This window comes from Terriglobia bacterium, from assembly GCA_020072785.1.
Taxonomy (GTDB): domain Bacteria; phylum Acidobacteriota; class Terriglobia; order Acidiferrales; family UBA7541; genus Acidiferrum.
This window is the reverse complement of the sequence record JAIQGG010000004.1, coordinates 44309-69823: the sequence shown is the minus strand read 5'-3', so window position 1 is coordinate 69823 and position 25515 is coordinate 44309. Positions and strand designations below refer to the sequence as shown.

Genomic DNA, 25515 nt, shown 5'->3' with positions numbered 1-25515 from the left:
GAGAGGGAGCCACACCATGCTCAATACACACGGCAATCGCCTCACCTATTTCGGTCACAGCGCATTCTCGATCACCACGCCTTCGGGCCAAGTAGCCCTGATTGACCCGTGGGTCATGACCAATCCGGTCTGTCCTGAGCCGCTCAAGAAGATCTCCCGGCTCGACGCCATTTTCATCAGCCATGGCCACAGCGATCATTTGGGCGACGTCCTGGCGTTGGCAAAACAACACAAATCTCAATTAGTGGCCATCTTCGAGACGTGCCTGTGGCTCGAATCCAAAGGATTCGGTGAACAGACGCGTCCTATGAGCAAGGGCGGCGCGCAGAAGATCGGCGACTTCGAAGTCACGATGACACACGCATTTCATTCCAATTCCATCGAAGACGCCGGAAAACGCATCTATGCCGGCGAACCCGCGGGTTACGTCGTGCGCTTGCCCGGCGGTTTCACCGTCTATCACGCGGGGGACACGGCCATTTTCGGCGACATGAAAATTATCGGCGAGCTGTACAAACCGGATCTTGCCTGTCTGCCCATCGGCGACCTGTACACCATGGGCCCGCGCGAAGCGGCCTACGCCATCCGCCTGCTCGGCGTGAAGCACGTCGTGCCCATGCACTACGCCACCTTTCCCGTCCTGACCGGGACGGTGGAAGCTTTGCACCGGGAGACGCGCGACATCCCAGGCCTCGAAATCCATGCCCTGAAGCCCGGAGAGCACCTTGGCTAAGCACAAAATCATCCTGGACAAAAACATCGCCAGCGTTTTTACGCGCCGAGACGTGGACAAATATCTCTACGATCTGCTGCCGGAGCGCGACGCCGTGGTGCGCGAGATGGAAGCCTTTGCGCACCAGCACGGGTATTTCATCATCGGCCCTGCCGTGGCGCGCCTGCTGGCGCTGCTGGCGCAGGTCTCCGGAGCCCGGCGCATCTTCGAGATGGGCTCGGCCATCGGCTATTCCACGGTGTGGCTGGCGCGCGCCGCGGGGGCCCAGGCGGAAATCTTCTATACTGACGGCAACCCGGAAAACGCCCGCCGCGCCGAAGCCTATTTCCGCCGCGCCGGGGTGTCCCGGCGCATCCACGTTCTTACCGGCGATGCCCTGGCGCTGCTGAAGAAGACCCCGGGAAAATTCGACCTGATCTTCAACGACGTGGACAAGCACCAGTATCCCGCGGCGCTGCGCGCGGCCCTGCCCAAACTGCGCCGCGGCGGCCTGCTCATCACCGACAACACGCTCTGGTCCGGGAAGGTTACGCGGCGCGCCAAGGATGCCGACACGCGAGGGGTCCAGGAGTTCAACCGCCTGGTCCATGCCTCGAAGCAGCTCTTTACCGTGCTGCTGCCGCTGCGCGACGGCGTAACCGTCTGCCGGAAGCTCTAACCGCGGAAGAGGTTTTCCAGGAAGAAGGCCAGGTTGGCGGGGCGCTCGGCGAGGCGGCGCATGAAATAGGGGAACCAGTCGCGCCCATAGGGGATGTAGATGCGCAGGCGGTAGCCGTCGCGCACCAGCATCTTCTGCAGGTCGGTGCGCACGCCGTAGAGCATCTGAAACTCGAAATCCTGCTTGGAGATTTTCTGGGCCGCGGCGAAGCGGATGGTCGCCGCGATCATGCGCGGGTCGTGCGTGGCAATGCCGTGATAGAAGCCGCTGGCCAGCAGCAGCTGCATCAGCCGCACGTAGCTGGCGTCCGCATCTTTTTTCGCGGGGTAGGCGATCTCCGCCGGCTCCCGGTAGGCGCCCTTGCACAGGCGGATGCGGCAGCCGTAGGCCAGCAGGTCGGCGATGTCGGCTTCGCTGCGGAAGAGATAAGCCTGGATCACCGTGCCCACCGCGGGAATCTGCGAGCGCACGCGCTTGACCAGGTCGATGGTGCGCTGCGTGTACAGCGAACCCTCCATGTCGATGCGCAGGAAATTGCCGGTTTTCGCGGCGTGCTCCACCACCGAAAACACCAGCCCCTCGCAGAAATCCACGCTCAGGTCCAGGCCCAGCTGCGTCAGTTTGCAGGAGACGTTGGCGTCCAGGCGCTCCCGCGCGATGCGGTCGAAGATCTCCAGGTAGGCGTCGCGGGCGCGTTGCGCATCGGCGACAGTGGCGACGTTTTCGCCGAGGTAATCGAGACTGACGAGCATGTTCGCGTCGTTGCAGGCGCGCGCCGCAGCCACGGCCTCGTCCAGCGTCTCGCCGGGGACAAAGCGCCGCGCCATCCTTCGCGTGGCGCTGTTGGAGGTGACCCAGCGGGCCAGCGCCTTGCTTTCTGAGAGCTTGAGCAGAAGGAAGCGGAGCATGTACGTTTGATTATGCCCGGAGGCGGCGGCCCCCCGCTAGTGGCTGTGCTCTTCCAGAAACTTTTCCGCGTCAATCGCCGCCATGCAGCCGGAGCCGGCCGCGGTGACGGCCTGGCGGTAACGGCTGTCCTTCACGTCGCCGGCGACGAAGACGCCCGGCACGTTCGTCGAGCTGCCATTGCGCGTGAGCAAATAGCCGTTGGCGTCCATCTCCAGCTGGCCGCGGAAAGCGGCGGTGTTGGGCTCGTGGCCGATGGCCACAAAGACGCCGTCAACAGCGATCTCCCGCAGCGCCCCGGTCGCCGTGTTCTTTACGCGCACGCCTTCCACCGCGCCCTTCGCGGGCGAGAGAATCTCCTCGAGGTGCACGGGAGTGACGAACTCGATTTTCTCGTTGGCCCGGGCGCGGTCCACCATGATTTTCGAGGCGCGGAATTCGCTGCGCCGGTGCAGCAGATAGACCCTGCTGGCGTAGCGGGTCAGGAACTGAGCCTCTTCCATCGCCGAGTCTCCGCCGCCCACCACGGCAATCGGCTTGCCGCGGAAGAAGTAACCGTCGCAAGTCGCGCAAGTGGAAACGCCGTGGCCCATCAGCTTGCGCTCAGACTCCAGCCCCAGCAGCCGCGCCGAAGCCCCCGCGGCCACGATCAGCGTCTGCGCCGCGTAGGTCTCTTTGCCGGCCGTGATCTGGAACGGGCGGCGGCTCAGGTCCACGGCCGTCACCGCGCCGGACTTGAACTCCGCGCCGAACTTCTGCGCCTGCTTGCGCATGTTGTCGGTGAGGTCGGGACCGAGAATGCCCTCGGGAAAGCCCGGAAAATTTTCCACCATCGTGGTGAGGGTGAGCTGCCCGCCGGGCTCATGCCCATCAATGACCAGCGGCTTGAGATTGGCGCGCCCGGCGTAGATAGCGGCGGTCAGGCCGGCGCAGCCGCTGCCGATGATGATGACGTTGTACATCTCTCGTCTTCCTCCCCCGGTTCGATTCTCCAGCGGCCGGATTGGATACAGCGCAAAGCGATGATTGTAGCATCCTCCCCCGGCGCGGCAAGAAGCGGCCCAGGACCAAATTGGTGCGGCAGTTTGCGCCGCACAAATTGACCCGCGGCCCGACCTGGCGCTATCGTCCGGAAGTGCTTCCGGCTGCTGCGTGCCGAAACACCGAGGAGAGGAAACTTATGGATCCGCGCTACCCGATCGGAAAGTTCGAAGCGCCGAAGGAAGTGACCCCGGCGCTGCGGCAACAGGCCATGGAGATCATTGCGGAGACGCCCGCGAAGCTGCGCGCCGCGGTGAAAGGCCTGAACGACTCCCAGCTCGATACGCCCTACCGCGAAGGCGGCTGGACCGTGCGCCAGGTGATCCATCACGTCGCGGACAGCCACGCCAATGCCTACACGCGCCTGCGCCTGGCCATGACCGAGAACGAACCGACCATCAAGCCCTACGCCGAGGGCCTCTGGGCCGAACTCCCCGACGCCAAGTCCGCCCCGGTGGAGGTGTCGCTGACGCTGCTCGAAGCGCTGCACGACCGCTGGATGCGGCTGCAGCGCACGCTCCGCGACGCCGACTACGCGCGCACCTTCCGCCACCCGGAGCACGGCGTGCGCACGCTCGAGTGGCTGCTCTTCCTCTATGCCTGGCACGGCCCGCACCACACCGCGCACATCACCCGCCTGCGCCAGCAGAAGGGCTGGTGAAGAGGGAGACAAGGAGAGAGTTCCCCAATCAACGCGGCGCTGGCGTTGCATTTTCTTCTCCACGTGAAAATTGTCTTGAGAAGGCGCTGCGAAGGGTCTGCTCCCAGCCGGGGATGCCGCGCACCTGCTGGATTTCGCGCTTGACGCCGGGGAGCGTGTTGGCCAGCAACTGGCCGATGTAGGCGAGCACGGCGGCATCGCGGCGGGGGATACGTCCGTTGGCGAGCAGTGAGAAGAGTTTTCCAAGGACACCATTGATGTCGGTGGCCGTCTTGAACTCACCGGAGAGGGTGGCGAGTTCGGCGCCGATGCGCTCGGATTCGAGGAGGTGGCGCTCCTGGCGGGCGTGAAAGACGCATAGGGCGGGGTGGGCGTCCGAGCGGAGCATGCGGCAGCGGTGGCCGCGAGAGTCGGCGAAGAGGCAGCGGGAAGCGCTGCCGGAGGATGGAGCGGATTCAGGAGCAGGATTGGATTTGCGTCGCATTAGGACCTCGAGAGATGTGGATTGGAAAGCGCAGGGGCGCTGCCGGGAGGGGCGCCCCCGGCACTTTCTGGGAAACGATATGATTCCAAAGGGGATTAAGTGCCAGGATTGGGAAGGAGCGAGGAGTAAAGGAGTTATGGGCGAAAAACGGGAAACGATTTGATGGCAAAGGGGTTAGGGATAAGAAAGCCGGCCAGGAGGGGAGCGGGGGGTTGCGGAGCGCCGAGTTCATGAAGAATATTACTATGAACTTAACCTATTCGTCAATAGATTACTTATGAGTATTCGAATAGGCTGTGGAAAAGCATTCGAAACCGGCGGGGCGGGTTCGAAAATCGAAATACGAAATTCGAAATGCGAAGAGCGCAGGCGGGAACAGCGGCGAGAGGGCGCGACGGAAAGCGGCTTGCGGGTTCCACGCGAAGTAAATGTACTTGACATGCAGGCGAATACAAAGCGAATATCGTATGCGCCGTGCGGGATTGGTTACAATTCGACGAAATCGGCATTTGGTCCGAGATCAAGCTTGAGATCGTCAGGAAATACGCCGCTGCCTATTCCACCCTCCTGGCAGCGCAAGAGCATCCTTCTTTCTATCACGTTTACATAGACGCCTTCGCCGGTGCAGGCGTGCACCTTGCGCGGGCAACGCAAGAATTTGTCCCCGGAAGCCCTTGGAATGCGCTGAACGTACAGCCCCCATTCCGGGAATATCACTTGATCGACATCAAGGCGGAAAAGGTCGAACAACTGAGAAAGCTCTTCGGAAAGCGAAAAGACCTTTTCATTTACCAGGGCGATTGCAATCGCATTCTCCTGGAGCAGGTCTTCCCGAAGGTGAGATATGAGGATTACCGCCGAGGCCTCTGCATCCTCGATCCTTATGGACTCCACCTCGACTGGAAGGTAATCTCTACGGCTGGGAAGATGAAGAGCTTGGACATGTTCTTGAATTTCCCCGTAGCGGACATGAACCGGAATGTCCTATGGCACAATCCGGAAAAAGTCAGTCCATCACAGATTGCCCGGATGAACGTATTCTGGGGTGACGAATCCTGGCGGGACATCGCGTACCAGACCGAGGGAAATCTGTTCGGAATTCCGGAAAAAGAATCAAACGAAACCGTCGCCGAAGCGTTTCGAGAAAGATTGAAGAAAGTGGCGGGCTTCCAGCGTGTTCCTGAACCCTTGCCCATGAGGAATTCCAAGGGAGCCGTCGTTTACTATTTGTTTTTCGCAGCTCAAGTGAATACAGCCGAGAAGATTGTTCTTAATATCTTTGAAAAATACAAACAACAGGGGAAGTATTGATGGCCGCGGATTCAGCAATCGAATGGACGGATGCGACCTGGAATCCGGTCCGGGGCTGCACCAAGATCAGCCCGGGCTGCAAGCATTGCTATGCGGAGACATTTGCCGAGCGATTTCGAGGCGTGCCAGGGCATCCATACGAGCAGGGATTTGACCTGCGGCTGGTTTCCGAGAAGCTGGGAGAGCCGCTTCGCTGGCGAAATCCCAAAATGATTTTTGTGAACTCGATGAGCGATCTGTTTCATGAGGAAGTCCCAGACGACTACATTGCCGCCGTCGCGAAGGTTATGGTCTCCGCCCGGTGGCATACATACCAGGTACTCACGAAACGGTCCCAGCGGCTCAAAGAACTTCTGAATTCAACATTGAAATTCGCAGCGCAGGAATCCCACATCTGGTGGGGAGTAAGCGTAGAGGATCAGAAATATGGCCTGCCTAGAATTGGCGATCTGCGGAGGGCCAGCGTGGCGGTGCGCTTCTTGTCCATTGAACCGTTACTCGAAGACCTAGGCCGGCTGAATCTCGACGGCGTAAACTGGGTCATCGTGGGTGGAGAAAGCGGCCCGGGCGCGAGGCCCATGAGAAAAGAATGGGTACTTTCGCTTCGAAATCAATGCCGGCAAGCCGGCGTGCCGTTTTTCTTTAAGCAGTGGGGCGGGATCCGCAAAGCCGCTGCTGGCCGGAAGCTGGAAGGCAAGACCTACGACGAATTCCCCCGGCGAGACCGCCATCCAGTTCTGGCAGCAGAGAAATGTCTCGCGATTGCAGAGCAGATTGAGTCCCCGTTCAGGCTTGTCCAACTGGCGGAGTGCCTGGCCTGATCTGTTGCCAGCGAAGTCTGCAGTGCCAATTCTTTCATGTCATGCACTGATTTACCCGCAATTCCCGGGGAGTTTGTTTCCGGGGCGGAGGCCTCCGTGTGGCGGGAATCGCGGGGTTTCGTGTACGATTTAGAGGCAGCCAAGGAGAGAGCATGAGCCGAGCAGCAGGAACTTACGCGATTTTCGAGACGTCCATGGGCAACATCGTATGCAAGCTCTTCGAGAAGGAAGCGCCGAAAACCGTCGCGAACTTCACCGGCCTGGCCGAAGGCACCAAGGAGTTTACCGACGAGAAGACCGGGCAGAAAGCCAAGCGCAATTTCTACGATGGGCTGACGTTTCACCGCGTCATCCCCAACTTCATGATCCAGGGCGGCTGCCCGCGCGGCGACGGACGCGGCGGCCCGGGCTATACCTTCCAGGACGAGTTCCACCCCGCGCTGAAGCATGCGACGCCGGGCAAGCTCTCCATGGCCAACGCCGGACCGAACACCAACGGCAGCCAGTTCTTCATCACCGTGGCCGCGACGGAATGGCTGGATGGCAAGCACGCGATCTTTGGCGAGGTGATCGAAGGGATGGACGTGGTCACCAAGATCGTGAACACGCCGCGCGACTCCGGCGACCGACCAAAGACTCCGGTGGTCATGCAGAAGGTGAAGATCGAACGGGTCGCTTAAGCGGCTCTCTCGCCCGAACGCACGACAATGCTCACGCCGGATCGCCTCTTCCGCCTGATCAACGAGATGCTTTTTCTGCTGCTCGGCGCGCTGCTAGCCTGGGTCGGCGTGAGCGGGCGCATCTTCTTCAACCGCCACTCGCTGCCCTGGGTGATGGTCAGCGTGGCGCTGATCCTGTGGGGATTGCGCGCGCTGGCCAAGCCGGGCGCGTACCGGGCGCGCTGGGAGAACTGGACGCGGGGAATCTCCCTGGTCTTGACCGGCGCGCTCCTGGCGGCCATCGCCCGCGTGCCCTTCGCCTGGGTCGGCCCGCTGCTCATCGCCGCGGGCGGGCTGCTTATCCTGCGCGGGATTCTCGGCACCGCGCTGGTCTTCCGCCCGCGATGAGCTCTTCCCAGAAAAGACATGCCACGGCCGCGTTGCCGCGGAAATTGCTGCGCTGTAATTTTCCAGTCATTTAACTATACTTCCGGCTCACAGGCATCCGCCCATGCAGAAGCCTGTGCCGGGCCTCGCGAGCAATCGACGACTGCAACCGGAGGAGGTGCGCCATGCTCAAGGAATTCAAGGCCTTTGCGATGCGGGGAAACGTGCTGGACATGGCGGTCGGCGTGATTCTGGGCGCCGCATTCGGAAAGATCGTCGCCTCGTTTGTGGAAGACGTGATGATGCCGCCGCTCGGCCGGCTGATCGGCCATGTGGACTTCTCCAACCTTTTCCTCAGTCTTTCCGGCAAGTCCTACGAGTCGCTGGCCGCGGCCAAGGCCGCCGGCGCGGCCACGCTCAACTACGGCCTGTTTCTCAACACGATCATCAACTTCCTGATCGTGGCCTTTGCCGTATTCCTGCTGGTGCGCCAGGTGAACCGCTGGACGGCCAAGCCCGCGCCACCCGCAGAGCCCACCACCCGGGAATGCCCCGAGTGCCTGATGGCCATCCCGGCCAAAGCCCGGCGCTGCGGCCACTGCACGGCTCCGTTGGCCGCCTGAAGCGGCCGCAGCTCGCCTCCCGAGCGGGTGACAACACTCGAATTTTGCCTTGGGGGATCCGCGCGCGGGATGTAAACCGACGTTGCATAGGGAGCGCCGGGACAGGCAATCGTGCTCGTGCTGCAGCGGGCGGGGGAAGAGAAAGATAACGCAGAGGCGCAGAGGGCGCGGAGGGTACGCCGAGAAGAAGGGCGAGATAGTTTCACTGGACGTGCGGGAAAGATGGATTTCAACTTTTTGGGGATAACTGCAGAGCGGGCGTGGCTCCCGACCAAGACGGGATAAGTTCCGCCTGTGCTACGGGGGGCTAGGAGAAGAGCACAGGCTGAAGCCTGTGCCACCTGTCGGGGCACGACGCGCCGTGACTCTGACTGTGGCGAGAAATGCGGGCTAGCTGGTAGGGGGGCGCTTGAGCTTGTTCTCTTCGAGGTGTTTGCGCAGGCGCTCGACGAGTTCGTCTTCCTTGCCCGCCTCGAGCTCCATCTGCACTTCGTCCAGGGCAAAATGCACGATGTCGTGGTGGTGCAGCTCCTCCGGCGCCAGGACTTCGCTGAAGCGCAGCCAGAGCTGGTGCAGCTCGTTGACCTCGTTTATGGTGAGGTTCGGCGCGTGCGGCCCGAGGACTTTGAAGACCTTGTCGCCCGTGGCCGTGTGAATCTCCAGGTTGAACTGCGGCTTGGGATCGCCGAGTTTTTCCCAGGCCTCGCCGATCTGCCGTGCCTGCTCCTCGGTCGTCCATTTCGCGGAGTGGCCGAGGACGATGGTCGAGGACTGCAGGCTCTGCGCGCCGCGCAGGATACCGTCCCAGAGGTCGGTGGCGCCGACGACGGCCAGGCGAATGGTCTTGCCGCGCTTTTCCGCCATGGAGAGGGCCTGCGAAAAGAGGTGCTGCTCGACGCTGCCGAAGAGCTGCTCGGGATCGAGTTCGTGCTCGCCGGAGGCCGCACGGGCCAGGGTGCGCACGTGGAGAACCACGAGGTCGCGGCGCTCCGGCTTGAAGCGGTCCAGGACGTTTCCGAGATGGTAGAGCGCGTGGTAGTTGCTCACCGGCACGATGATGTTGCCGGGGCGCGCACCCACCGAAGCAGGCGTCAGTTCGCTTTCCTGCCCGAGGTTGAACTGGTCCATGCTCTCGGCATGCGCTTCGCCCTTTTTTTCCTTGGCCTTGTGCGCAGCGCGCTCGGAAATCGTGAACACAATGAAAAGCAGCGCGGAAAAAGTCACGCCGGAAACGGTGGCGTGGGGCTTGGTGAAAAGGTTCACGATGGCGATGGTGAACAGCAGCACCGCGATCAGTCCCAGGCCGACGGGAATCTCGACGCCGCGGATGCGCAGGTTGAAGGGCACCTGGTAGTCGCGCTCGCCGGGGTGCTTGTAGCGCAGCACCAGCACGGAGAGGCTGTTCATCGCGAAGCTCCAGATCACGCCGAAGGCATACAGGTTGGCCAGGAAGGTCACGCTGCCGCGGCTGATGAGAATGGTGATGATCTGCAGCACCACCACGATGTTGATGATCCGGTAGGAGGTTGCATACTTACGATGCGGCTGGCGGAACCAGTCGACCAGCACGCCGTCCTCGGAGACGCGGTTCAGCACGCCATTGGAACCCACGATCGCCGTATTCACCGCCCCGGCCAGGATCAGCGTGCCCACCACGACCACAAAGCCATGGAAGAGCAGCCGCGCCAGAAACGGCCCTTGCAGGCTCATCGCCAGTCCGCCGATCAGGTTTTGCAGGAAGCTCTGGCGCACATCGTCCGGGATGATCATCACCGCGAAGAAGGAGACGAGCGAAGTGAACAGCAGGCTATAGATGAAAATCACCCGCCCGGCCTTCTTCAGGTTGGGCAGCTTGGGATGCTCGATTTCGCGGTAGACTTGCGCCAGCGACTCTTCTCCGCTCATCGCCAGCACCGAGTGGCCCAGCCCCACAAAGATGGCCACCATGCCAAACAACTTGCCCAGTTCCACGCCGTGCAGCCAGCCCAGCGCGTTCTCCCCCAGGACGATGTTTTTCGGAGCCGGCATCGGCGGCAGGTGCCCGCCGCGTACCAGCAGCGTATAGACGCACCAGACGATCAGCATCACCACCATGACGGTGACGAGCTTCATGATCTTCAGCGCTTTATCGCTGGACTCCGGGATGCCCTTGATGTTCTGCCACCAGAAGTAGCCCGTCACGATCACCGCGAACAGGACCGCGGAGGCCCCCGCCGGAAAGTGCATGTTGATATGAAAATAGGTGAATGTTTCGTTCGCCAGCCCGGCAATGTACTGCCCCGCGGTTACACCGCTGATCGGGCCGGTCAGGACGTAATCGAACATCAGCGCCGAAACGGAGAACTTCGCCAGGTTCCCGCCCAGCGCCTGCTTCACGGCGCGGTACACCCCGCCGCGCACGAACATGCTGCAGCTTTCCACGTACACCGCGCGCACCGCATAGGAAAACAGCATGACCGCCAGGATGAACCACGGCGCGGACTTGCCGACAAAGCCTTCGGCTTCGCCGCCGGCATAATAGGCTGAGGAAGCGAGGTCGTTGAGGACGATGGCCGCCGCCCGCCAGAAGGAAATGAAGGTCAGGAGGGCCGTTGTCGCGACAATGACGCGAGGGATGTTCCTGCTGGGCTGAGCGACTGCCCCGGGAGAGATAGGTTCAGATGGCATGAAAGAAAGTGTTCACTGGTTGCGGGGAAAAATGTTCCCATGTTTCGCGCGGATTGTCCAGCACCCCAGAGGAGCGGCAAGTGACGCAAGAGGAATGTTTATGCGCCGGGAGAGCGGAATTCCCGCGCGCATTCGGCGCACGGACAGATGGTGCGGAGATGATCGTAGCTGAAGATGCCCGCGCCGTGGCCGTCGCTGAAGCTGATCTGAATGGCGTAGTTTCCCACCGGCACCGCCGCTTGCGCCCGGGGCTTGGGCTTGTACATCGGCAGCAGCGGCGAGGACGACCCCGCGAACCCCGCCAGAACTTCCTTCTTGTTGCGTTCTTCGTTGCAGGAAGCGCAGGGGCAGTTCTCGCGCAGATAGGCGAAGTCGTAATGGCTGGGGTGCCCGTCCGCCCAGACGATGTCCACGCCCGCGCCGCTGGAGACGTGGATCTTCACGCTGGCGGGCTTCTTCCGGCTGTCGAGGGGGATGGGCATGGGGGCCGCGGGCTCCTACTTGGCGGGCTTCTCCGGGCAGCAATCGCCCGGCGGAATGGGATTGCCGTGCGGGCAGGTCTTGGGATGGCCCAGGAACGCGCAGATGCGCTGATCGAGTTCCGGGCTGATGATGTGCTCGAATTTGCAGGCCTGCGTGTGCGCCTCGGAATCGTCGATCGCAAAGGTATCCTTGAAGAGCCGCTCGGCGAGGCGGTGGCGGCGGATGACGTCGCGGGCGCGGCGGCTGCCGCGCTCGGTGAGCCGCACTTCGGAGTCCCGCACCTCGGCCAGATGCAGATCCACGAGGCGTCCCAGCGTCTTGATGGGGCTCACCGAGCCGGGCGTGCGGATGCGCTCCACGCGGGCCGGCGTGCCCTCTTCCCCGCAAACCCAAATCTGCTCGAGGAGGTGATCGAAGCGGTCCTGGTCCTCGGCGGAGAGCGCGGAAATCTGCTCCAGGCGGCCGTGCGCCAGCTCGATGCGGCGGTCGGCTTCCCGGGCGATGAGCGTGTCGTGGGTGACCATCAGAATGGTGTGCCCCGCGCTGTGCAGCTCGCGGAAAATCTCCATCACTATCTTTTCGTTGGCCTCGTCGAGATTGCCGGTGGGCTCGTCGGCGAGGATGAGCTTGGGCTGGTTGATCAGCGCCCGCGCGATGGCCACGCGCTGCTGCTCGCCGCCGGAGAGCTGCGAAGGGAGATGCGTCAGGCGCTCGCCCAGGCCGACGCGGCGCAGGGCCTCGGCGGCCTGCGGCTCGTCGGTGACGCTGTGAAAATACTGCGCCAGCATCACGTTTTCCACCGCCGTCAGGTACGGTACCAAGTGAAACTGCTGGAAGACGAAGCCGACCTTCTCCGCGCGGTAGCGCACCAGCTCCGATTCGCCCAGCCGCGAAACTTCCACACCGTCCACCACCACGCGCCCCGCGGTCGGCGTGTCCAGCCCGCCGAGAATGTTGATCAGCGTGGTCTTCCCCGAGCCCGAGGGGCCCATTAGCGCGATCCACTCGCCGGCGTCCACGGAAAGCGTCAGGCCGTCGAGCGCGCGCAGCACGCCGTACTGTTTGACCAGCGATTCGACAAGCACCTGCGCGCTCATGAATTTCCCCGGAAAATGGCGGCCGGCTTCACGCTCGCCAGATGCCGCAGCGGAAACGCTCCTGCCACGGCGACAAGGATCGTGAGGGCCACGCTCACAGGATACACAATCAGCCGCGGCCGCGCCGCCACGCCAAACACCGCCTGGCCCAGCCAGACGGACAGCGCAATACCCGCCGCCGCACCGAGAATCCCTCCGACCACGCCGAGGATCGCCGCTTCGGTCAGGAACAGGCGCAGCACGCGCTCCACCGGCCCGCCCAGCGCCTTCATCAAGCCGACGTCGTGCGTGCGCTCCATCGCCGCGTTGGTCATCGCCGCCATCACGCACAGCCCGGTCAGGACCAGGATGAGCGCCACCGTGGCCACCAGCAGCCCGCGGATGCGTTGGTAGAGCCGCGCTTCGGCGTCGCTGAACTGCCGCACCCCGCGCACGCTGGCCCCCGGCAACGCGATGGCCAGCTGCCCCAGAAAGCTCTCGATGCCTTGCGGCGTGCCGGCCACGCTCACCTGGATCAGGCTGAGGCGGTCCGGCTGCGCCGCCAGGCGCTGCGCCGCCGCCAAATCCACAAAGACCTGGTTATCTTCCGTACCCCCCGCGGAGACGATCCCGCTGACCACACAGGTCTCTTCCCGGCCGCCCAGGTGCAGCAGCAGCTTTTCGCCCGGCCGCGCGGCGAATTGGGCCGCCACCCGCGCACCTACCAGGCAGTGCCCTCCCGCCAGCGCCAGCGGCGACGCCGGCTCGATCTTCCACCCCGGGCCGACGCGCGCCAGGCCCTCGAGCTGCGTCCCGGCCACCACCGCGGGTACGACCTTGCGCAGCGTGGCGTCGGAATCGGATACGTCGGCCACCAGATAGAGAAACGGCACGGCGGCCACCGGCGCGCCCTGGAACTGCTGCGGCACGCGCTGCAGCACGGCCTCGTCCATCGTCACGCCGCCGCCCGTTTCGGCGGCGCGCGGCGCGACCAGCACGTTGGCGCCGAAGGAACGGAACTCGCGCGTCAGCCGCTCTTCGGCGTCCACCTGCAGGTTGAGCAGCGCGGCGGTGACCGCGGCGCCCGCGCCGAGCGCCAGCAATACCGTCACCAGGCGCCCGCGATTGGCCTGCAACAGCCGCTTGAGAATCCGCCAGAACATCATTCGCCTCGCAGAATCGGCGCGGGTTCAAACGCCGCGGCGCGGCGCATCGAGAAAAAGCTGCCGAGCAGCGTCACGCCCACCGCCAGCACCAGCACCACCGCGAACACCAGCCCCGAAGGCTCCGGTGCCGCGCCAAACACGACCTGCCCGAGCAGCCGCGCCAGAATGATTCCGACCGCGTAGCCCGCCGCGCCGCCCACCACCGCCAGCAGGATCTGCTCCGCCGCAAAGAGGCTCTTGACCATGCTGGAGCCCGCGCCCAGCGCCTTCATCAGCGCGATCTCCGTGCGCCGCTCGATAATCATCGCGGCGGACGTGGCGCCCACGGCCAGCGCCGCGGCCAGTAGCGCGGCGGCAGTCACCAGCCACAGCAGGTTGCGCACCCGCGTCAGGACGCGCCCTTCGCCCTCGGCCACGCGCCGAATCACCCGCGCGTCAGTGCCGGGGAGCGCCTGCTCGACTTGCAGAGCGATGGCGGAAATGTACGGCGTGCAGAACCAGCGGTCGAACTCCGCCGGGGTCATGGATTTGGGATCGCGCCGCCCGAAGGCGTCTTCCGGCTTGGTCAGCGCGCTCACATACAGCCGGCGGTACATCCCCGGCTTGCCCGCCAGTTGCTGCGCCAGCGCGATGGGCGTGACGACCGCCTCATCCTCCGGGCCACCGCTGGAAAGCAGACCCACGACCGTGAGACCCACGGTTTCCGTGCCGGCTTGGATTTGCAGCAGGTCCCCGATGCGTACCCCGGCGCGGCGCGCGAATGCCTGCCCCACGACGCACTCTTTCTTATCCTCGGCGAACCAGCGCGGTTCCACGTTCCACCAGGGGTTCGTCTTTTCCACTCCGGTGACAAACGTGCCGCCGTCCGGAACGGCGACCGCGTGCTGCGACCAGGTCCCGATGAGCGTCGCGCGCGCGGCGGTACCCGGTGCTGGAGGCGTTTTCGACGCGGCAGACCACGCCTCCACCGGAACTTCCAAGACCGGCGCGAAGCCGACGATATTGTGGCGCCAGAAAACTGTCTTGAGCTTGCCGAGGTCCGCTTCCGGGAGATACGCGCCGGCATTCGCCGGGCGGTAGTCCACGCCGCCGATCTCCAGGGGCAGCGAATCGGCGTGCGGGGTCAGGAGCAGGTTGGCGCCCAGGCTGCGGAATTCCTTGGCCAGGCGGTCGCCCACGTCCAACGAGACGCTCAGCGCCGCCGTGGCCACGGCCATGCCCAGCGCCAGCGCGCCCGCCGTCAGGAGCTTGCGGCTCAGGCGGCGGGAGAAGGAGTCGGCAACGAGGCGAAGGAACATAGGAGCGCGTTGGCGGACAGCACCAAGTCTACTGCGGAACCTCGCGAAATGCTTCCGTCAACGCGGAGACGTTCAAGACCAGCTCCGCGCCGTCCACGCGCGCGGGCACGCCAATGGGATTGCAGCCGCCCTGATCGCCGATGGACGGGATATAGATCGCCGAAGCGCAGTGCCGGCAGATGACGTTCTGCCCGTCCTGGCGGTAGCCCGCGGCGCCGCAGATGCGGCAGGCATCCAGCGCCGTGCCCCAGCCGTTGGGCTTGCGGATTACCAGAAAGCGCAGCGCGCTGCCGCCTATTTTCACGGTGAAAAGATGCAGGTTTCCGTCGTTCACCTCGGCGACGGGGACGCGCACTTCCCCGTTGCGCGCTTCGATGCCGCGCGCCGCCGGCGGCGCCGCATGCACCTGCGCATAGACGAAGTCGGCCGTCAACGCCAAAATCACCGCCAGGCAGGCCGCCGCCGCGGCCATCATCCAGCGCCGCTGCCGCCGGCGCTCCCATTCGCTGCGCCGGCGCTCCGCGTCACTGGCGGCCGGCGCGGGTTGCGCAGCCGCCGCCGCGTGCGCCAGGGACGTCCACTCGCGGAAGACCAGCAGCGCCGCTGCCCCGAGAATGAACACAAAGAAAAAGAGGTCGTTGCGCACAATCGGACCGATCAGCGCCATCTCGCCCTTGCTCGAGGGCAGCCAGCGCGCCTCGCTCAGCTCGTGCAGCCCGGTTAGGCCAAGTTGAAAGGCCACGAGCATCAGGATCAGGCTGGTGGCCGCAAAAAAACGCGGCAGCGCCACACGCAACGTGCCCTGAAAGAAAAACAGTCCCACCGCCACGGCCGCGGCGATCCCCGCAATCGTCCCGATCCAGATCTGCAGGCCCTCGGTCGAAAGCTCCACGGCGCGCAGGATCAGCGCCATCTCCGCACCCTCGCGCAGCACCATCAGAAACACGAACAGGAACAGGCCAAAGCCGGCGGCGCGGCCCGCGCGCCCGGCATAGGACTCTACGCGCGTTTCGATATGCTTTTTCAGGTGCCGGGCCACGCGGTTCATCCACACGATCATGGTCACCACGAAAAACGCGGCCACCAGGAGCAGCAGCCCTTCGAAGCCGTCCTGGCTGACCTGCCAGCGCTCCAGCGCCGCAGCCACGCCCAGGCTCAGCGCCGCCGCCGCGCCCACGCCGGACCACACGTAACGCGACAGCTGGGCGCGCCCCGTGCGCGCCAGATAGACGAGAACGATGCCCACGACGAGCGCCGCTTCCACACCCTCGCGCAAGGCAATGAGAAAGGCCGAGAACACCGGGTCTCCACTTGCACATCAGTTGCAACTAAGAATTTCAGTTTACGCGACGGGAGTGGCCCCGTCAAGCCAGCCCCATCCCCACCCGCTGTCAGGCTACAATCACTGACGATGCTTTGTCTCTCCCAGCGCGCCGCCGCACTACTGCTCCTGCTGGCGCTGTGCTGCCCGGTCCCGGCAGGGGCGCAGCAGAGCGCGGTGCAGGATGTCCCGCGGCCCGATCCGCGGCGCGCGCAGCGCCTGCTGGACGACGGCAAACGCGCCGAGGCCGCCGGGCGCTTCGGCGAGGCGCTGGCCGCCTACGACGCCGCCGCACGGCTGGACCCGCAGGACGCCCCGGCGTTCGAGCGCGGCGCCCTGCTGCGCTCGAGCCTGGTCCACCAGCGCGTGGACAACGCAGAGCGTCTGGCACGGGGTGGAAATGTGCACGGAGCCGTGGCGGAGCTGCGCGCGGCGCTGCGCCTCGATCCCGGCAACAGCAACGTCACCGAACGCCTCGCCCAGATCGCAGCCATGGCTCCTCCGCCGCAGGCGCAAACCCCCGCGCCCGCCGAGCCACGCTTCGCCGGACTCGCCCGGCTGCAACCGCGCTCCGGCAAGCACACCTTCGATCTGCGGGGCGACACGCAGAACGCCTACGAGCAGATCGCGCAGGCCTTCGGCCTCAAGGCGCTCTTCGATCCCGAGCTGCCTTCGCGCACCATCCGTCTGCGCCTCAGCAACGTGGACTTCCCCACCGTCGCGGGCATCCTCGCCGCGCAGACCGGGACGTTCCTCCGCCCCATGGCCGCGGACACTTTTTTCGTCACCGCCGACACGCCGGCCAAGCGCCGCGAGTACGACCAACTGATTGAGCAGACCTTCCTTCTGCCCGCCTCCGCCTCCCCCGAGGAGATGATCGAGCTGCAACGCATGCTGCGCGAGATCGCCGGAGCCACGCGCAGCCAGGTGGACACCGCCGGCCGCACCATCACCATCCGGGATACCCCGCGCGTCGTGGCCCTTGCCGGCGAGCTGATCCGCGAGCTGGAACAGGCCCGCGGCGAGTTGCTACTGGAGATCGAATTGCTGGAAGTGAACCGCAGCGAAGCCCTGAAGCTGGGCATCACGCCACCCTCCTCGACGCGGGTCTTCGCGCTCAGCCCCAGTGACATCACCGCACTCGAGCAGGCCGCCGACCTGCCCACGCTGATCGGCATCCTGCAGCGCATCTTCGGCGCGCAGGGCGTGCTGGGGGGCTCCGCGAGCCAGATTGCCTCGCTGGTCAGTACCGGGCAGCTCGGCGCCAGCGCCCTGTTGCCGCCGCTCATCGCCTTCGGCGGGGGCCAGAGCACGTTGCTGGCGACGCTCCCCGGCGCCGCGGCGCAATTTTCGCAAGCGCTTTCGCTGGTGCGCAGCGGCCGGCGCATCCTGCTGCGCGCGCAAGACGGCAAGCCCGCCAGCTTCTTCGTGGGCGACCGCTTTCCGGTCACGCTGGCGCTGCTCTCCGGCAGCCTGGGCACGCCCTCCTTCACTCCCGCGCTCGGCGCCAATATCCTGCCGCGCAGCGATTTCAGCACCGGCAACAACCCGCTCGCCCTAGTGGCTGCCGACTTCAACGCCGACGGGCAGCACGATCTCGCGGTAGTCAATCATGACGACAGCTCCCTGACCATCCTGCTCAACCGCGGCAGCGGAAACTTCACCGCCGCGACCGGTTCACCCATCGTGCTCGGAGCCGATCAGACCGGAGCTTCGGCCATCGCCGCCGGCGACCTCAATGGCGACTTCCTCCCCGACCTGCTCGTCGCCAACGAGTCGTCCAACAACGTGACCCTGCTCCTCGGCAAGGGCGACGGCACGTTCACTCCCGCCGCGGCCTCACCCATCGCCGCCGGCAACGGCCCGAGCGCCATCGTCATCGGCGACTTCAACGGCGACGGAAAACCCGATTTCGCGGTGAGCAATCTCAGCGACAACACCATCTCCGTTTTTCTTGGCAACGCCCTGGGCGCTTTCACCGCCGCGCCCGGCTCGCCGTTTCTTCTTCCCGGCGGCGAGCAGGGCCCCGTGGCGCTGGCCGCCGCGGATTTCAACGGCGACGGCAAACCGGATCTCGCCGTGGTCAACCGCACGACCAACAACCTCTCCATCCTGCTGGGCAACGGCGACGGCACCTTCCACGCCGCGCCCGGCTCGCCCATCGCCGTGGGCACGACACCCGTGGCCCTCGCCGCCGGCGACCTCAACGGCGATGCCCGCCCGGATCTGGCCATCGTCAACCAGGCGGACAATTCTGTTACTGTGCTCCTGAACAACGGCGACGCCACCTTTCAAGCGGCGACCAGCTCCCCGCTGGCCACCGGCGCCGCTCCTTCCGGCGTGGCCATCGCCGACTTCAACAGCGACGGCACAGGTGATCTCCTGGTGACCAACCAGGGCATCAGCACGATCAGCGTGCATCTCGGCCTGGGCGCGGGCCTCTTCGCGCCGCGCTTTGCCCTGCCCACCGCCGCGGGCCCCAGCGCCGTGGTGGCCGTCGACCTCAACGGCGACGCCCGTCCGGACGCGGCCTTCACCGAAGCCACGGCCAACCAGGTGTCCGTCATTTTCGATCCCGTCAGCCTGGGGGCCAACGCCGCCAGCGGCGCTCTGCAGCAGCCCTACCCCGCTTCGGAATACGTGGATCTGGGCGTGAAGGTGAAAGCCACGCCGACTCTGCATCCCAACGACGAAGTTACGCTGCAGCTGGAATTCGAAATCCGTTCGCTCTCCGGACAGAGCGTCAACGGCATCCCGATTATTTCCAACCGCACCATCAGCCAGACCATCCGCGTGCGCGACAACGAAGCGACGCTAATCGGCGGCCTGCTCGACAAAGAAGAGACCCGCGCGCTCAGCGGCTTGCCGGGCTTCGCCAGCGTGCCCGGTGCGGGCTACCTCGCGGGAGCCCGCGAAAAGCAGCCCCGCGACACCGAGATGCTTATCCTCGTCACTCCGCACCACCTCCGCCTCCCGCACAAACGCTCGCGCACCTTCTACGCCGGCCGCGGCGGCGGCGCTTCCGGAGCCACCCCGGCTCCGCCTGTCGACCAGTAACGCACCGCCCCGGGACGCAGCTGCGCCCCTCCGGCGGTGAAAAACTTTTTGCAGTTCGGCTGTGGAACGGATTGAAGAAAGTCTGCTGTGTTCCCGTGACATTACGGAAGCGGATCGAAGACCACGATGGGCTGGTAGGTGCGCGGCACCACCGCTTCCGCAATGGCCAGGAGCTTGTTTTCCTGGCCGAAGACGCGCAGCCGCGGCGGTTTGGGTTCGCCGGCATCGAGCTGCGCGGTGGCGCCGGGCGGCAGCTCGACGCGCCCGGGCTGAATTTGCGCGAGGGAGACATTGAAGCGCGCGCCGTGCCGCACCCGCCGTTCGACCATCGGCAGCACGTTCGCGCGCGGAAAATTGGGCAGCAGGCCCTCCAGGGGAATCACCAACTCCGCCAGCCGCCCGGCCTGCGCCGCCGCAGCCAGCTCCTCGAGCCCGATGGCCTGCTCGAGCGAAAATTCGCCCACGGCCGTGCGCGTGATCTCCGCTAAATGCGCGCCGCAACCCAGCTGCTGCCCCATTTCGTGCGCCAGCGAGCGGATGTAGGCACCCGAAGAGCACTCGACTTCGAAACGCGCCACGCTGCCTTCGATGCCCAGGAGTTTGTATTCGAACACTTCGACGGCCACGGCTTTCAGCTCCACCGGCTGTTTCAGGCGTGCCAGCTCGTACGCCGGCCGCCCGTGGATCTTCTTCGCGGAGAACGGCGGCGGCATCTGTTCAAAGCGCCCGACCCGCTCCGCGGCCAATTTTTCGAGGAGCGCGGCATCCAGCTGCGGCGCAGCGTCCGGCCCCTGCGCTTCGCCGTCGGCGTCGTAGGTATCCGTGGCGAAGCCGAAGCGGAAGGCGGTGGCGTAGCGCTTGCGCCGCCCGGTGTAGAACTGCACCAGGCGCGTGGCGCGCCCCAGCAGCAGCACGAGCACGCCGGTGGCCAGCGGATCCAGCGTGCCCAGATGCCCGATCTGCCGGAAGCCCGCCAGGCGGCGCACCGCGTCCACGACGTCGTGCGAGGTCTTCCCGCGCGGCTTGTCCACCACGAGAGCGCCGTCAAAAGGCGCGGGCTGCGGCTGGCGTGGCATGGGTCAGAATCCTTGGAAAAGGGAAAGCGTTGACCGCTTCGCGGTCACGGAAACAATGGTTATCGGCATGCGGGCTCAGGACCGGGACGGCTCGTCCTTTTTCTTCAACTCCCGCAACAGCTCTTCGACGCGCTCGGTGTACTGCTGCGAGCGGTCCAGTATGAAATGGATCTCCGGCGGCCGCCGCAGATGCAGCCGCACTACCAGTTCCCGCCGGATGAACCCCACGGCGTGCTCCAGGGCCTTAATCGCCTCGACCTGTTCCTTGGCCTCGGCGTACACCGCCACATAGGCGCGCACCTGCTTCAGGTCCGGCGTGACCTTCACTCCGGTCACCGTCAAGCCCACATCCAGCCGCGGATCCTTCAGCTCCCCCGCGGCCATGGCGGCCAGCTCGTGCTGGATCTCTTCTCCGATTCGTTCGTGACGCCGTCCGGGTGTCGTCATCCTTCTCTCACAGCACTTCCATGGCGTGGCTGATCAGGGCCGGACCGAGCACACGGTCCGCCTCCGCCAGCGCCTTCTGCAGCGTCTCCTGCACGTGCCGCTCATCGTTCGACAGCGTCACAATCCCCACCACCGACCGCTGCCAGGTCTCTTCATGCTCCAGTTCGGCCACGGCCACGTTGAACTGCCCGCGCAGCCGGTCCTTCAGGCTGCGCAGCACCTGCCGCTTGTCCTTCAGCGATTGCGCTTCGGCAATATGTAAGTTCAGGGTAAGCAGGCCGACCGGCATCAGCGGCTCCGCGGTACAGCGTGCAGTTACTTGCGCCCGGCGGACCCGACGCCCTGCGCCGCAGCTTCCGCGGCGGTAAGCTTCTGCACGTTGAAGCATTCGAGGATGTCCCCGACCTTCACGTCGTTGAAGTTCTGTATGCCCGCGCCGCACTCGAAGCCCGCGCGCACTTCGCTGGCATCTTCCTTGAAGCGCTTGAGCGAGCTCAGCTTGGAGGTGTAGACCACCGTGCCCTCGCGCAGGACGCGCACCTGCGCGTCGCGCTTCAGCACGCCGTCCAGCACGTGGCAGCCGGCAATCGCGCCCGCGCCCTTGACGCGGAAGGTGTTGCGCACTTCCGCGCGCCCCAGATGCGTTTCCTGGACCACCGGCTCGAGCAGCCCTTCCATGGCCTTCTTCAGTTCGTCGGAGACTTCGTAGATGATGTTGTGGGTGCGGATGTCCACGTGTTCCTGCTGCGCCAGATCCGCGGCCTTGCGGTCCGGGCGCACCCCGAAGGCGATCACGATCGCGCCGGAGGCCGAGGCCAGCAGCACGTCGTTCTCCGTCACCGCGCCCACGCTGGCGTGGATGATCTTCAGTTTCACCAGGTCCGTCGAGAGCTTCGGCAGCATTTCGCTCAGCACTTCCACCGAGCCCTGCACGTCGGCCTTGATGACGATTCCGAGTTCCTTGACCTCGCCGACCTTGAGCTGCTCGTGCAGCTGGTCCAGCGTGATGCGCGCCCCGGAGCTGCGGGCCATCGCCGCGTCGCGCTGCTTCGCCTGCCGGTATTCCACGATGTGCCGCGCCTTGGCTTCCTCGGTCACCTGGAAATGGTCACCGGCCTCGGGCACGCCCTGCACGCCGATCACTTCCACCGGAGTGGACGGCGGGGCTTCCTTCACCGTGCGCCCGTGGTCGTCAAACAGCGCGCGCACCTTGCCGAACACTGCGCCGCAGATGAAGAAGTCGCCGGCACGCAGCGTGCCGTTCTGCACCAGCACCGTGGCCACCGGGCCGCGGCCCTTGTCCACGCGCGATTCCAGCACCGTGCCGCTCGCCGGCGCGTCCGGATTGGCGCGCAGTTCGCGCATATCCGCCACCAGCAGCAGCATCTCCAGCAGCTTGTCTATGTTTTTCTTCTGTTTCGCCGACACTTCCACGAACACCGTGTCGCCGCCCCAGTCTTCCGCCATCAGCCCGGCTTCGCTGAGCTGGCGCTTCACGCGCTCCGGCTGCGCTTCCGGCTTGTCAATCTTGTTGATGGCCACGACGATGGGCACATTCGCGGCTCGCGCATGGTCGATCGCTTCGCGCGTCTGCGGCATCACGCCGTCATCCGCCGCCACCACCAGCACCACGATGTCCGTCACCTTGGCGCCGCGCGAGCGCATGCGCGTGAACGCCTCGTGACCCGGGGTATCCACGAACACCACGCTGCGGTTGCCCACCTGCACCTTGTAGGCGCCGATGTGCTGGGTGATCCCTCCGGCCTCGCCCGCCGCCACTTCCGCGGAGCGGATGGCGTCCAGCAAACTAGTTTTGCCGTGGTCCACGTGGCCCATCACGGTGACCACGGGCGGCCGCGCCTTCAGGTTTTCCTTGGTCTCTTCCTTCGCGACTTCCAGCACCATCTCCTCTTCGAAGGAGACCACGTTGACGATGCCGTTGAAGGCCTCGGCCAGGGTCTTCGCCGTGGGCACGTCCAGCGCCTGGTTGATGCTGGCGAAAATCCCGCGGTCCAGCAGCGTCTTCAGGAGGTCCTTGGCGCGGATGTCCAGCTTCTCCGCCAGGTCGCGGATGGTGATGCCTTCGGTAATGGTGACCTCGCGGGGCTCGCGGGGCACCGGCGGCGCGACAGGCGCGGCAATCGCCGTGCGGCGATCGCCCACACCCGGGCGCGAACGCACCGGGTGCAGCTTGCGCTCGCCCTCAGCCTCGCGTTTGTCCAAAATGGGGCGCTGCCGCTGGGTCGGCTTGCGCGTGTACAGCGGCTTGCCGGGCTCGGCCTTGGGCGGCGCCTTTTCCGGAAACGGCGGCAGCATGCCCGGCCGTCCCGGCTGGCGCGGCCCTGGGCGCGTGCCCATCGGCGGTGCTCCGGTGCGTCCCCCAAACGATCTGCTCGGGGGCGCTCCGGGTGCTCCCGGGCGCGCGGTAAACGGTGGTCGGCCTTGCGGTCCGCCCTGCTGCGGCGGGCGCTGACCGATCGGCTCTCCGCGGCGCGGTCCACCCGGACGCTGCCCAATGGGCGTGCCCGGACGCGGACCAGCGGTCTGTGCAGAGATAGGCGGACGATTCCCGGTACGCATCGGCGGCGCACCCGCAGCCGGCCGCATGGGTGGACGCTGGCCAGGAGCTGCTGGAACTTGGGGGGGACGCGGCGCGGCAGGCCGCACGGGGCCAGCCGGAGGCGCGGCAGGCTTCGCGGACGGCGCGGGTACGGCGGGCTTCGCCGCTACGGGCGCGGGTGCGGCAGGCGCTACAACGGGTGCAGGCGCAACGGGTGAGGGTACAACGGGTGCGGCGGCTGGCGCAGCCGGCTTGGCCACCGGTGCGGGTACGGCCGCCGGTGCTGCGGGCTTCGCCGCTACGGGCGCGGCAGGCGCCACCACGGGTGCAGGCGCAACAGGTGCGGCGGCTGGCGCGGCCGGCTTCTGCCGCGCCGCTTTTGCCGCCGCATCCTTGCTTTCTTTTTCGGCTTTGACCGCGGCCTCGGCGGCAGCTTCGGCCTTGGCCAGCGACTCAAAATGCTTGCGCACCTTTTCCGCGATATCCACGGGGATCGAGCTGGAATGCGTCTTCTTCTCGGTGAGGCCGACTTCCGGCAACACGTCGATGATCGCCTTGGCCTTGACCTCGAGGTCGCGGGCCAGCTCGTTAATTCGAACTTGATTTGCGTCTGTCATGCGTTCCTAGGATTCCGTCTCTTCCCTCGCGGGCTCTTCCCCGCTGGTCGCCGCTGCTGTTTCTTTTTCGGCCGGCGCGGCTTCGCCGCCCGCGGCTTCCGCCGTGCCTGCCGCTGCGGCCTCTGTGGAAGCCTCCGCCGCCGGGGCCTCTTCCTCCGCGGCAGCTTCCGCCGTTTCCCCCGCGGCCGGCGCGGCTTCGCCGCCACCTTCGTAGAAGCGGTTCACCGCCTGGTAGATTTTGTCCACCATCTTCTCGCCGATGCCGGGAATTTCCATGAGCTGCTCCGGCGTCATGCCCGCGAGCTTTTCCACGTTGGTGATTCCCGCGGCCTCGATCTTCTCGATGGTCTTCGGCCCCACGCCCGCCAGCACCGTCAGCGGGGTGACCGGCGCGGTCAGCGCGGTCATCTGCTCTTCGATTTCCCGGCGCTTTTCTTCCTCGCTCTTGATGTCGATGTCCCAGCCGATGAGCTTGCTGGCCAGGCGCACGTTCTGCCCCTTCTTGCCGATGGCCAGGGACAGCTGCGAATCCTCGACGATGACCTCGAGCTTGCGGTTCTCGGGGTCCACGATCTGCACCCGCGTCACTTTCGCCGGGCTCAGCGCTTTCTGCGCGAACGCCACGGTTTCTTCGTTGTACGGGATGATGTCGATCTTCTCGCCGCGCAGCTCGCGGATGATGGATTGCACGCGCATGCCCTTCATGCCCACGCACGCGCCCACCGGATCCACATCCTTGTCCCGGCTGGCCACCGCGATCTTGGTGCGCTCGCCGGCCTCGCGCGCTGCCGCGCGGATCTGCACCGTGCCGTCATAAATTTCCGGCACTTCCATTTCGAACAGCCGCTGCACCAGCACGGAATCCGCCCGCGAAACGATCACCTGCGGCCCCTTCGCCGCACGGTCCACCATGCGGATCACCACGCGCACGCGATCTCCGATGTTGTAGGTCTCCAGCCGCGACTGCTCGCGCTTGGGCAGCCGCGCTTCCGTCCGCCCCATGTCCACGATCAGGTCCGGGCCTTCAGCGCGCTTCACCACACAGGTCACCAGCTCGCCCACGCGCGTGTGGTACTCGTTGTAAATCGTGTCGCGCTCGGCTTCGCGCACTTTCTGCAGGATCACCTGCTTGGCCGTCTGCGCCGCGATGCGCCCCAGCACGTCGGTCGGCTTGGGCGTCAGGATTTCCGTGCCGATCTCCGCCGCGGGATTCGTCTTGCGCGCCTCCGCGAGGCTGACTTGCGCATTCGGATCGGTCACTTCCTCGGCCACCGTCTTCACCGCAAAGACGTCCACATGGCCGGTTTCCTGATTCAACTTGGCGCGCAGGGGTTCTTCGGTCTTGTAATACTTGCGCGCCGCCACCACCATGGCGTCTTCAATGGCCGCAATCACCACATCCGGTTCGATGTGCTTCTCGCGGCTCAGCATTTCGATCTGTTGATAGAGCAGGCTCGACATAA

General features: G+C 65.3%; 23 protein-coding genes. 9 read left to right on the top strand and 14 right to left on the bottom strand.

Annotated features, from left to right (window positions below; translation table 11 throughout):
* Positions 1–16: 16 nt before the first annotated feature.
* Both LAN61_11770 and LAN61_11765 read left to right on the top strand, forming a co-directional pair.
* Positions 17–733, top strand: coding sequence for a metal-dependent hydrolase (locus LAN61_11770; protein MBZ5541183.1), 717 nt, complete (start codon positions 17–19; stop codon positions 731–733).
* Positions 726–1391 (top strand): O-methyltransferase, encoded by a 666-nt coding sequence (locus tag LAN61_11765; protein ID MBZ5541182.1) that lies wholly within the window; start codon positions 726–728, stop codon positions 1389–1391. Before LAN61_11770 ends, LAN61_11765 begins: the two co-directional genes overlap by 8 nt.
* On the opposite strand, the gene LAN61_11760 is transcribed toward LAN61_11765, so the two are convergent.
* Entirely contained in the window at positions 1388–2299 is a 912-nt protein-coding gene (locus tag LAN61_11760) for a proline dehydrogenase family protein (protein MBZ5541181.1), read from the bottom strand. The two genes, LAN61_11765 and LAN61_11760, sit on opposite strands and share 4 nt — an antisense overlap.
* Positions 2300–2335: 36 nt before the next feature.
* Positions 2336–3259 carry a thioredoxin-disulfide reductase gene (trxB, locus tag LAN61_11755; protein ID MBZ5541180.1) on the bottom strand — a complete coding sequence of 308 codons (924 nt, stop codon included), beginning with the start codon at positions 3257–3259 and terminating at the stop codon, positions 2336–2338.
* A gap of 218 nt (positions 3260–3477) precedes the next feature.
* On the opposite strand from trxB, the gene bstA reads away from it, so the two are divergent.
* Positions 3478–3999: a bacillithiol transferase BstA gene (gene bstA / locus LAN61_11750; protein MBZ5541179.1), complete on the top strand. Its 522-nt coding sequence runs from the start codon at positions 3478–3480 to the stop codon at positions 3997–3999.
* Between the two features lie 28 nt (positions 4000–4027).
* Here the strand turns inward: bstA and LAN61_11745 are convergent, their stop codons facing one another.
* The gene (locus tag LAN61_11745) at positions 4028–4483 is read right to left on the bottom strand and encodes a hypothetical protein (protein ID MBZ5541178.1); all 456 of its coding nucleotides are present in this window, start codon (positions 4481–4483) and stop codon (positions 4028–4030) included.
* 474 nt (positions 4484–4957) lie between these two features.
* Between LAN61_11745 and LAN61_11740 the strand changes: the two genes are divergently transcribed.
* From LAN61_11740 to mscL, 5 genes are all read left to right on the top strand, one after another.
* Positions 4958–5794 carry a three-Cys-motif partner protein TcmP gene (locus LAN61_11740; protein ID MBZ5541177.1) on the top strand — a complete coding sequence of 279 codons (837 nt, stop codon included), beginning with the start codon at positions 4958–4960 and terminating at the stop codon, positions 5792–5794.
* Positions 5794–6615, top strand: coding sequence for a phage Gp37/Gp68 family protein (locus tag LAN61_11735; protein MBZ5541176.1), 822 nt, complete (start codon positions 5794–5796; stop codon positions 6613–6615). Before LAN61_11740 ends, LAN61_11735 begins: the two co-directional genes overlap by 1 nt.
* A 152-nt stretch (positions 6616–6767) precedes the next feature.
* Positions 6768–7295 (top strand): peptidylprolyl isomerase, encoded by a 528-nt coding sequence (locus LAN61_11730; GenBank protein MBZ5541175.1) that lies wholly within the window; start codon positions 6768–6770, stop codon positions 7293–7295.
* 27 nt (positions 7296–7322) lie between these two features.
* Complete coding sequence (locus LAN61_11725) at positions 7323–7682, top strand: hypothetical protein (GenBank protein MBZ5541174.1); 360 nt, start codon at positions 7323–7325, stop codon at positions 7680–7682.
* 164 nt (positions 7683–7846) lie between these two features.
* Entirely contained in the window at positions 7847–8284 is a 438-nt protein-coding gene (mscL, locus tag LAN61_11720) for a large-conductance mechanosensitive channel protein MscL (protein MBZ5541173.1), read from the top strand.
* A gap of 390 nt (positions 8285–8674) precedes the next feature.
* Here the strand turns inward: mscL and LAN61_11715 are convergent, their stop codons facing one another.
* The 6 genes from LAN61_11715 to LAN61_11690 form a co-directional block, all read right to left on the bottom strand.
* Positions 8675–10951, bottom strand: coding sequence for an APC family permease (locus LAN61_11715; protein ID MBZ5541172.1), 2277 nt, complete (start codon positions 10949–10951; stop codon positions 8675–8677).
* A 98-nt stretch (positions 10952–11049) separates the two neighbouring features.
* Positions 11050–11433 (bottom strand): DUF971 domain-containing protein, encoded by a 384-nt coding sequence (locus LAN61_11710; protein MBZ5541171.1) that lies wholly within the window; start codon positions 11431–11433, stop codon positions 11050–11052.
* A 15-nt stretch (positions 11434–11448) separates the two neighbouring features.
* On the bottom strand, positions 11449–12531 hold the full coding sequence (locus LAN61_11705) for an ATP-binding cassette domain-containing protein (GenBank protein ID MBZ5541170.1): 1083 nt from the start codon (positions 12529–12531) through the stop codon (positions 11449–11451).
* Positions 12528–13676 carry an ABC transporter permease gene (locus tag LAN61_11700; GenBank protein ID MBZ5541169.1) on the bottom strand — a complete coding sequence of 383 codons (1149 nt, stop codon included), beginning with the start codon at positions 13674–13676 and terminating at the stop codon, positions 12528–12530. Before LAN61_11700 ends, LAN61_11705 begins: the two co-directional genes overlap by 4 nt.
* Positions 13673–14974, bottom strand: coding sequence for an ABC transporter permease (locus tag LAN61_11695; GenBank protein ID MBZ5541168.1), 1302 nt, complete (start codon positions 14972–14974; stop codon positions 13673–13675). Before LAN61_11695 ends, LAN61_11700 begins: the two co-directional genes overlap by 4 nt.
* A 28-nt stretch (positions 14975–15002) precedes the next feature.
* The gene (locus LAN61_11690) at positions 15003–16274 is read right to left on the bottom strand and encodes a Fe-S-containing protein (protein MBZ5541167.1); all 1272 of its coding nucleotides are present in this window, start codon (positions 16272–16274) and stop codon (positions 15003–15005) included.
* 111 nt (positions 16275–16385) lie between these two features.
* Here LAN61_11690 and LAN61_11685 point away from each other — a divergent pair, with 111 nt between their 5' ends.
* Positions 16386–19352 (top strand): FG-GAP-like repeat-containing protein, encoded by a 2967-nt coding sequence (locus LAN61_11685; protein ID MBZ5541166.1) that lies wholly within the window; start codon positions 16386–16388, stop codon positions 19350–19352.
* 101 nt (positions 19353–19453) lie between these two features.
* Here the strand turns inward: LAN61_11685 and truB are convergent, their stop codons facing one another.
* From truB to nusA, 5 genes are all read right to left on the bottom strand, one after another.
* Positions 19454–20428 (bottom strand): tRNA pseudouridine(55) synthase TruB, encoded by a 975-nt coding sequence (gene truB / locus LAN61_11680; protein MBZ5541165.1) that lies wholly within the window; start codon positions 20426–20428, stop codon positions 19454–19456.
* Positions 20429–20503: 75 nt separating this feature from the next.
* Positions 20504–20875 (bottom strand): 30S ribosome-binding factor RbfA, encoded by a 372-nt coding sequence (gene rbfA, locus LAN61_11675; GenBank protein ID MBZ5541164.1) that lies wholly within the window; start codon positions 20873–20875, stop codon positions 20504–20506.
* A gap of 7 nt (positions 20876–20882) precedes the next feature.
* A complete protein-coding gene (locus LAN61_11670) occupies positions 20883–21164 on the bottom strand; it encodes a DUF503 domain-containing protein (protein MBZ5541163.1) in 282 nt (93 codons plus the stop codon).
* 26 nt (positions 21165–21190) lie between these two features.
* Positions 21191–24052, bottom strand: coding sequence for a translation initiation factor IF-2 (gene infB, locus LAN61_11665; GenBank protein ID MBZ5541162.1), 2862 nt, complete (start codon positions 24050–24052; stop codon positions 21191–21193).
* Between the two features lie 6 nt (positions 24053–24058).
* Positions 24059–25513, bottom strand: a complete 1455-nt coding sequence (gene nusA, locus LAN61_11660) for a transcription termination factor NusA (GenBank protein MBZ5541161.1) — start codon at positions 25511–25513, stop codon at positions 24059–24061.
* Positions 25514–25515: the final 2 nt, after the last annotated feature.

Coding starts and splice junctions, on each gene's coding strand:
- LAN61_11770 (MBZ5541183.1), top strand. CDS start 17: ATGCTCAATACACACGGCAATCGCCTCACCTATTTCGGTCACAGCGCA.
- LAN61_11760 (MBZ5541181.1), bottom strand. CDS start 2,299: ATGCTCCGCTTCCTTCTGCTCAAGCTCTCAGAAAGCAAGGCGCTGGCC.
- trxB (MBZ5541180.1), bottom strand. CDS start 3,259: ATGTACAACGTCATCATCATCGGCAGCGGCTGCGCCGGCCTGACCGCC.
- bstA (MBZ5541179.1), top strand. CDS start 3,478: ATGGATCCGCGCTACCCGATCGGAAAGTTCGAAGCGCCGAAGGAAGTG.
- LAN61_11745 (MBZ5541178.1), bottom strand. CDS start 4,483: ATGCGACGCAAATCCAATCCTGCTCCTGAATCCGCTCCATCCTCCGGC.
- LAN61_11735 (MBZ5541176.1), top strand. CDS start 5,794: ATGGCCGCGGATTCAGCAATCGAATGGACGGATGCGACCTGGAATCCG.
- LAN61_11730 (MBZ5541175.1), top strand. CDS start 6,768: ATGAGCCGAGCAGCAGGAACTTACGCGATTTTCGAGACGTCCATGGGC.
- LAN61_11725 (MBZ5541174.1), top strand. CDS start 7,323: ATGCTCACGCCGGATCGCCTCTTCCGCCTGATCAACGAGATGCTTTTT.
- mscL (MBZ5541173.1), top strand. CDS start 7,847: ATGCTCAAGGAATTCAAGGCCTTTGCGATGCGGGGAAACGTGCTGGAC.
- LAN61_11715 (MBZ5541172.1), bottom strand. CDS start 10,951: ATGCCATCTGAACCTATCTCTCCCGGGGCAGTCGCTCAGCCCAGCAGG.
- LAN61_11710 (MBZ5541171.1), bottom strand. CDS start 11,433: ATGCCCATCCCCCTCGACAGCCGGAAGAAGCCCGCCAGCGTGAAGATC.
- LAN61_11705 (MBZ5541170.1), bottom strand. CDS start 12,531: ATGAGCGCGCAGGTGCTTGTCGAATCGCTGGTCAAACAGTACGGCGTG.
- LAN61_11700 (MBZ5541169.1), bottom strand. CDS start 13,676: ATGATGTTCTGGCGGATTCTCAAGCGGCTGTTGCAGGCCAATCGCGGG.
- LAN61_11695 (MBZ5541168.1), bottom strand. CDS start 14,974: ATGTTCCTTCGCCTCGTTGCCGACTCCTTCTCCCGCCGCCTGAGCCGC.
- LAN61_11685 (MBZ5541166.1), top strand. CDS start 16,386: ATGCTTTGTCTCTCCCAGCGCGCCGCCGCACTACTGCTCCTGCTGGCG.
- truB (MBZ5541165.1), bottom strand. CDS start 20,428: ATGCCACGCCAGCCGCAGCCCGCGCCTTTTGACGGCGCTCTCGTGGTG.
- rbfA (MBZ5541164.1), bottom strand. CDS start 20,875: ATGACGACACCCGGACGGCGTCACGAACGAATCGGAGAAGAGATCCAG.
- LAN61_11670 (MBZ5541163.1), bottom strand. CDS start 21,164: ATGCCGGTCGGCCTGCTTACCCTGAACTTACATATTGCCGAAGCGCAA.
- infB (MBZ5541162.1), bottom strand. CDS start 24,052: ATGACAGACGCAAATCAAGTTCGAATTAACGAGCTGGCCCGCGACCTC.
- nusA (MBZ5541161.1), bottom strand. CDS start 25,513: ATGTCGAGCCTGCTCTATCAACAGATCGAAATGCTGAGCCGCGAGAAG.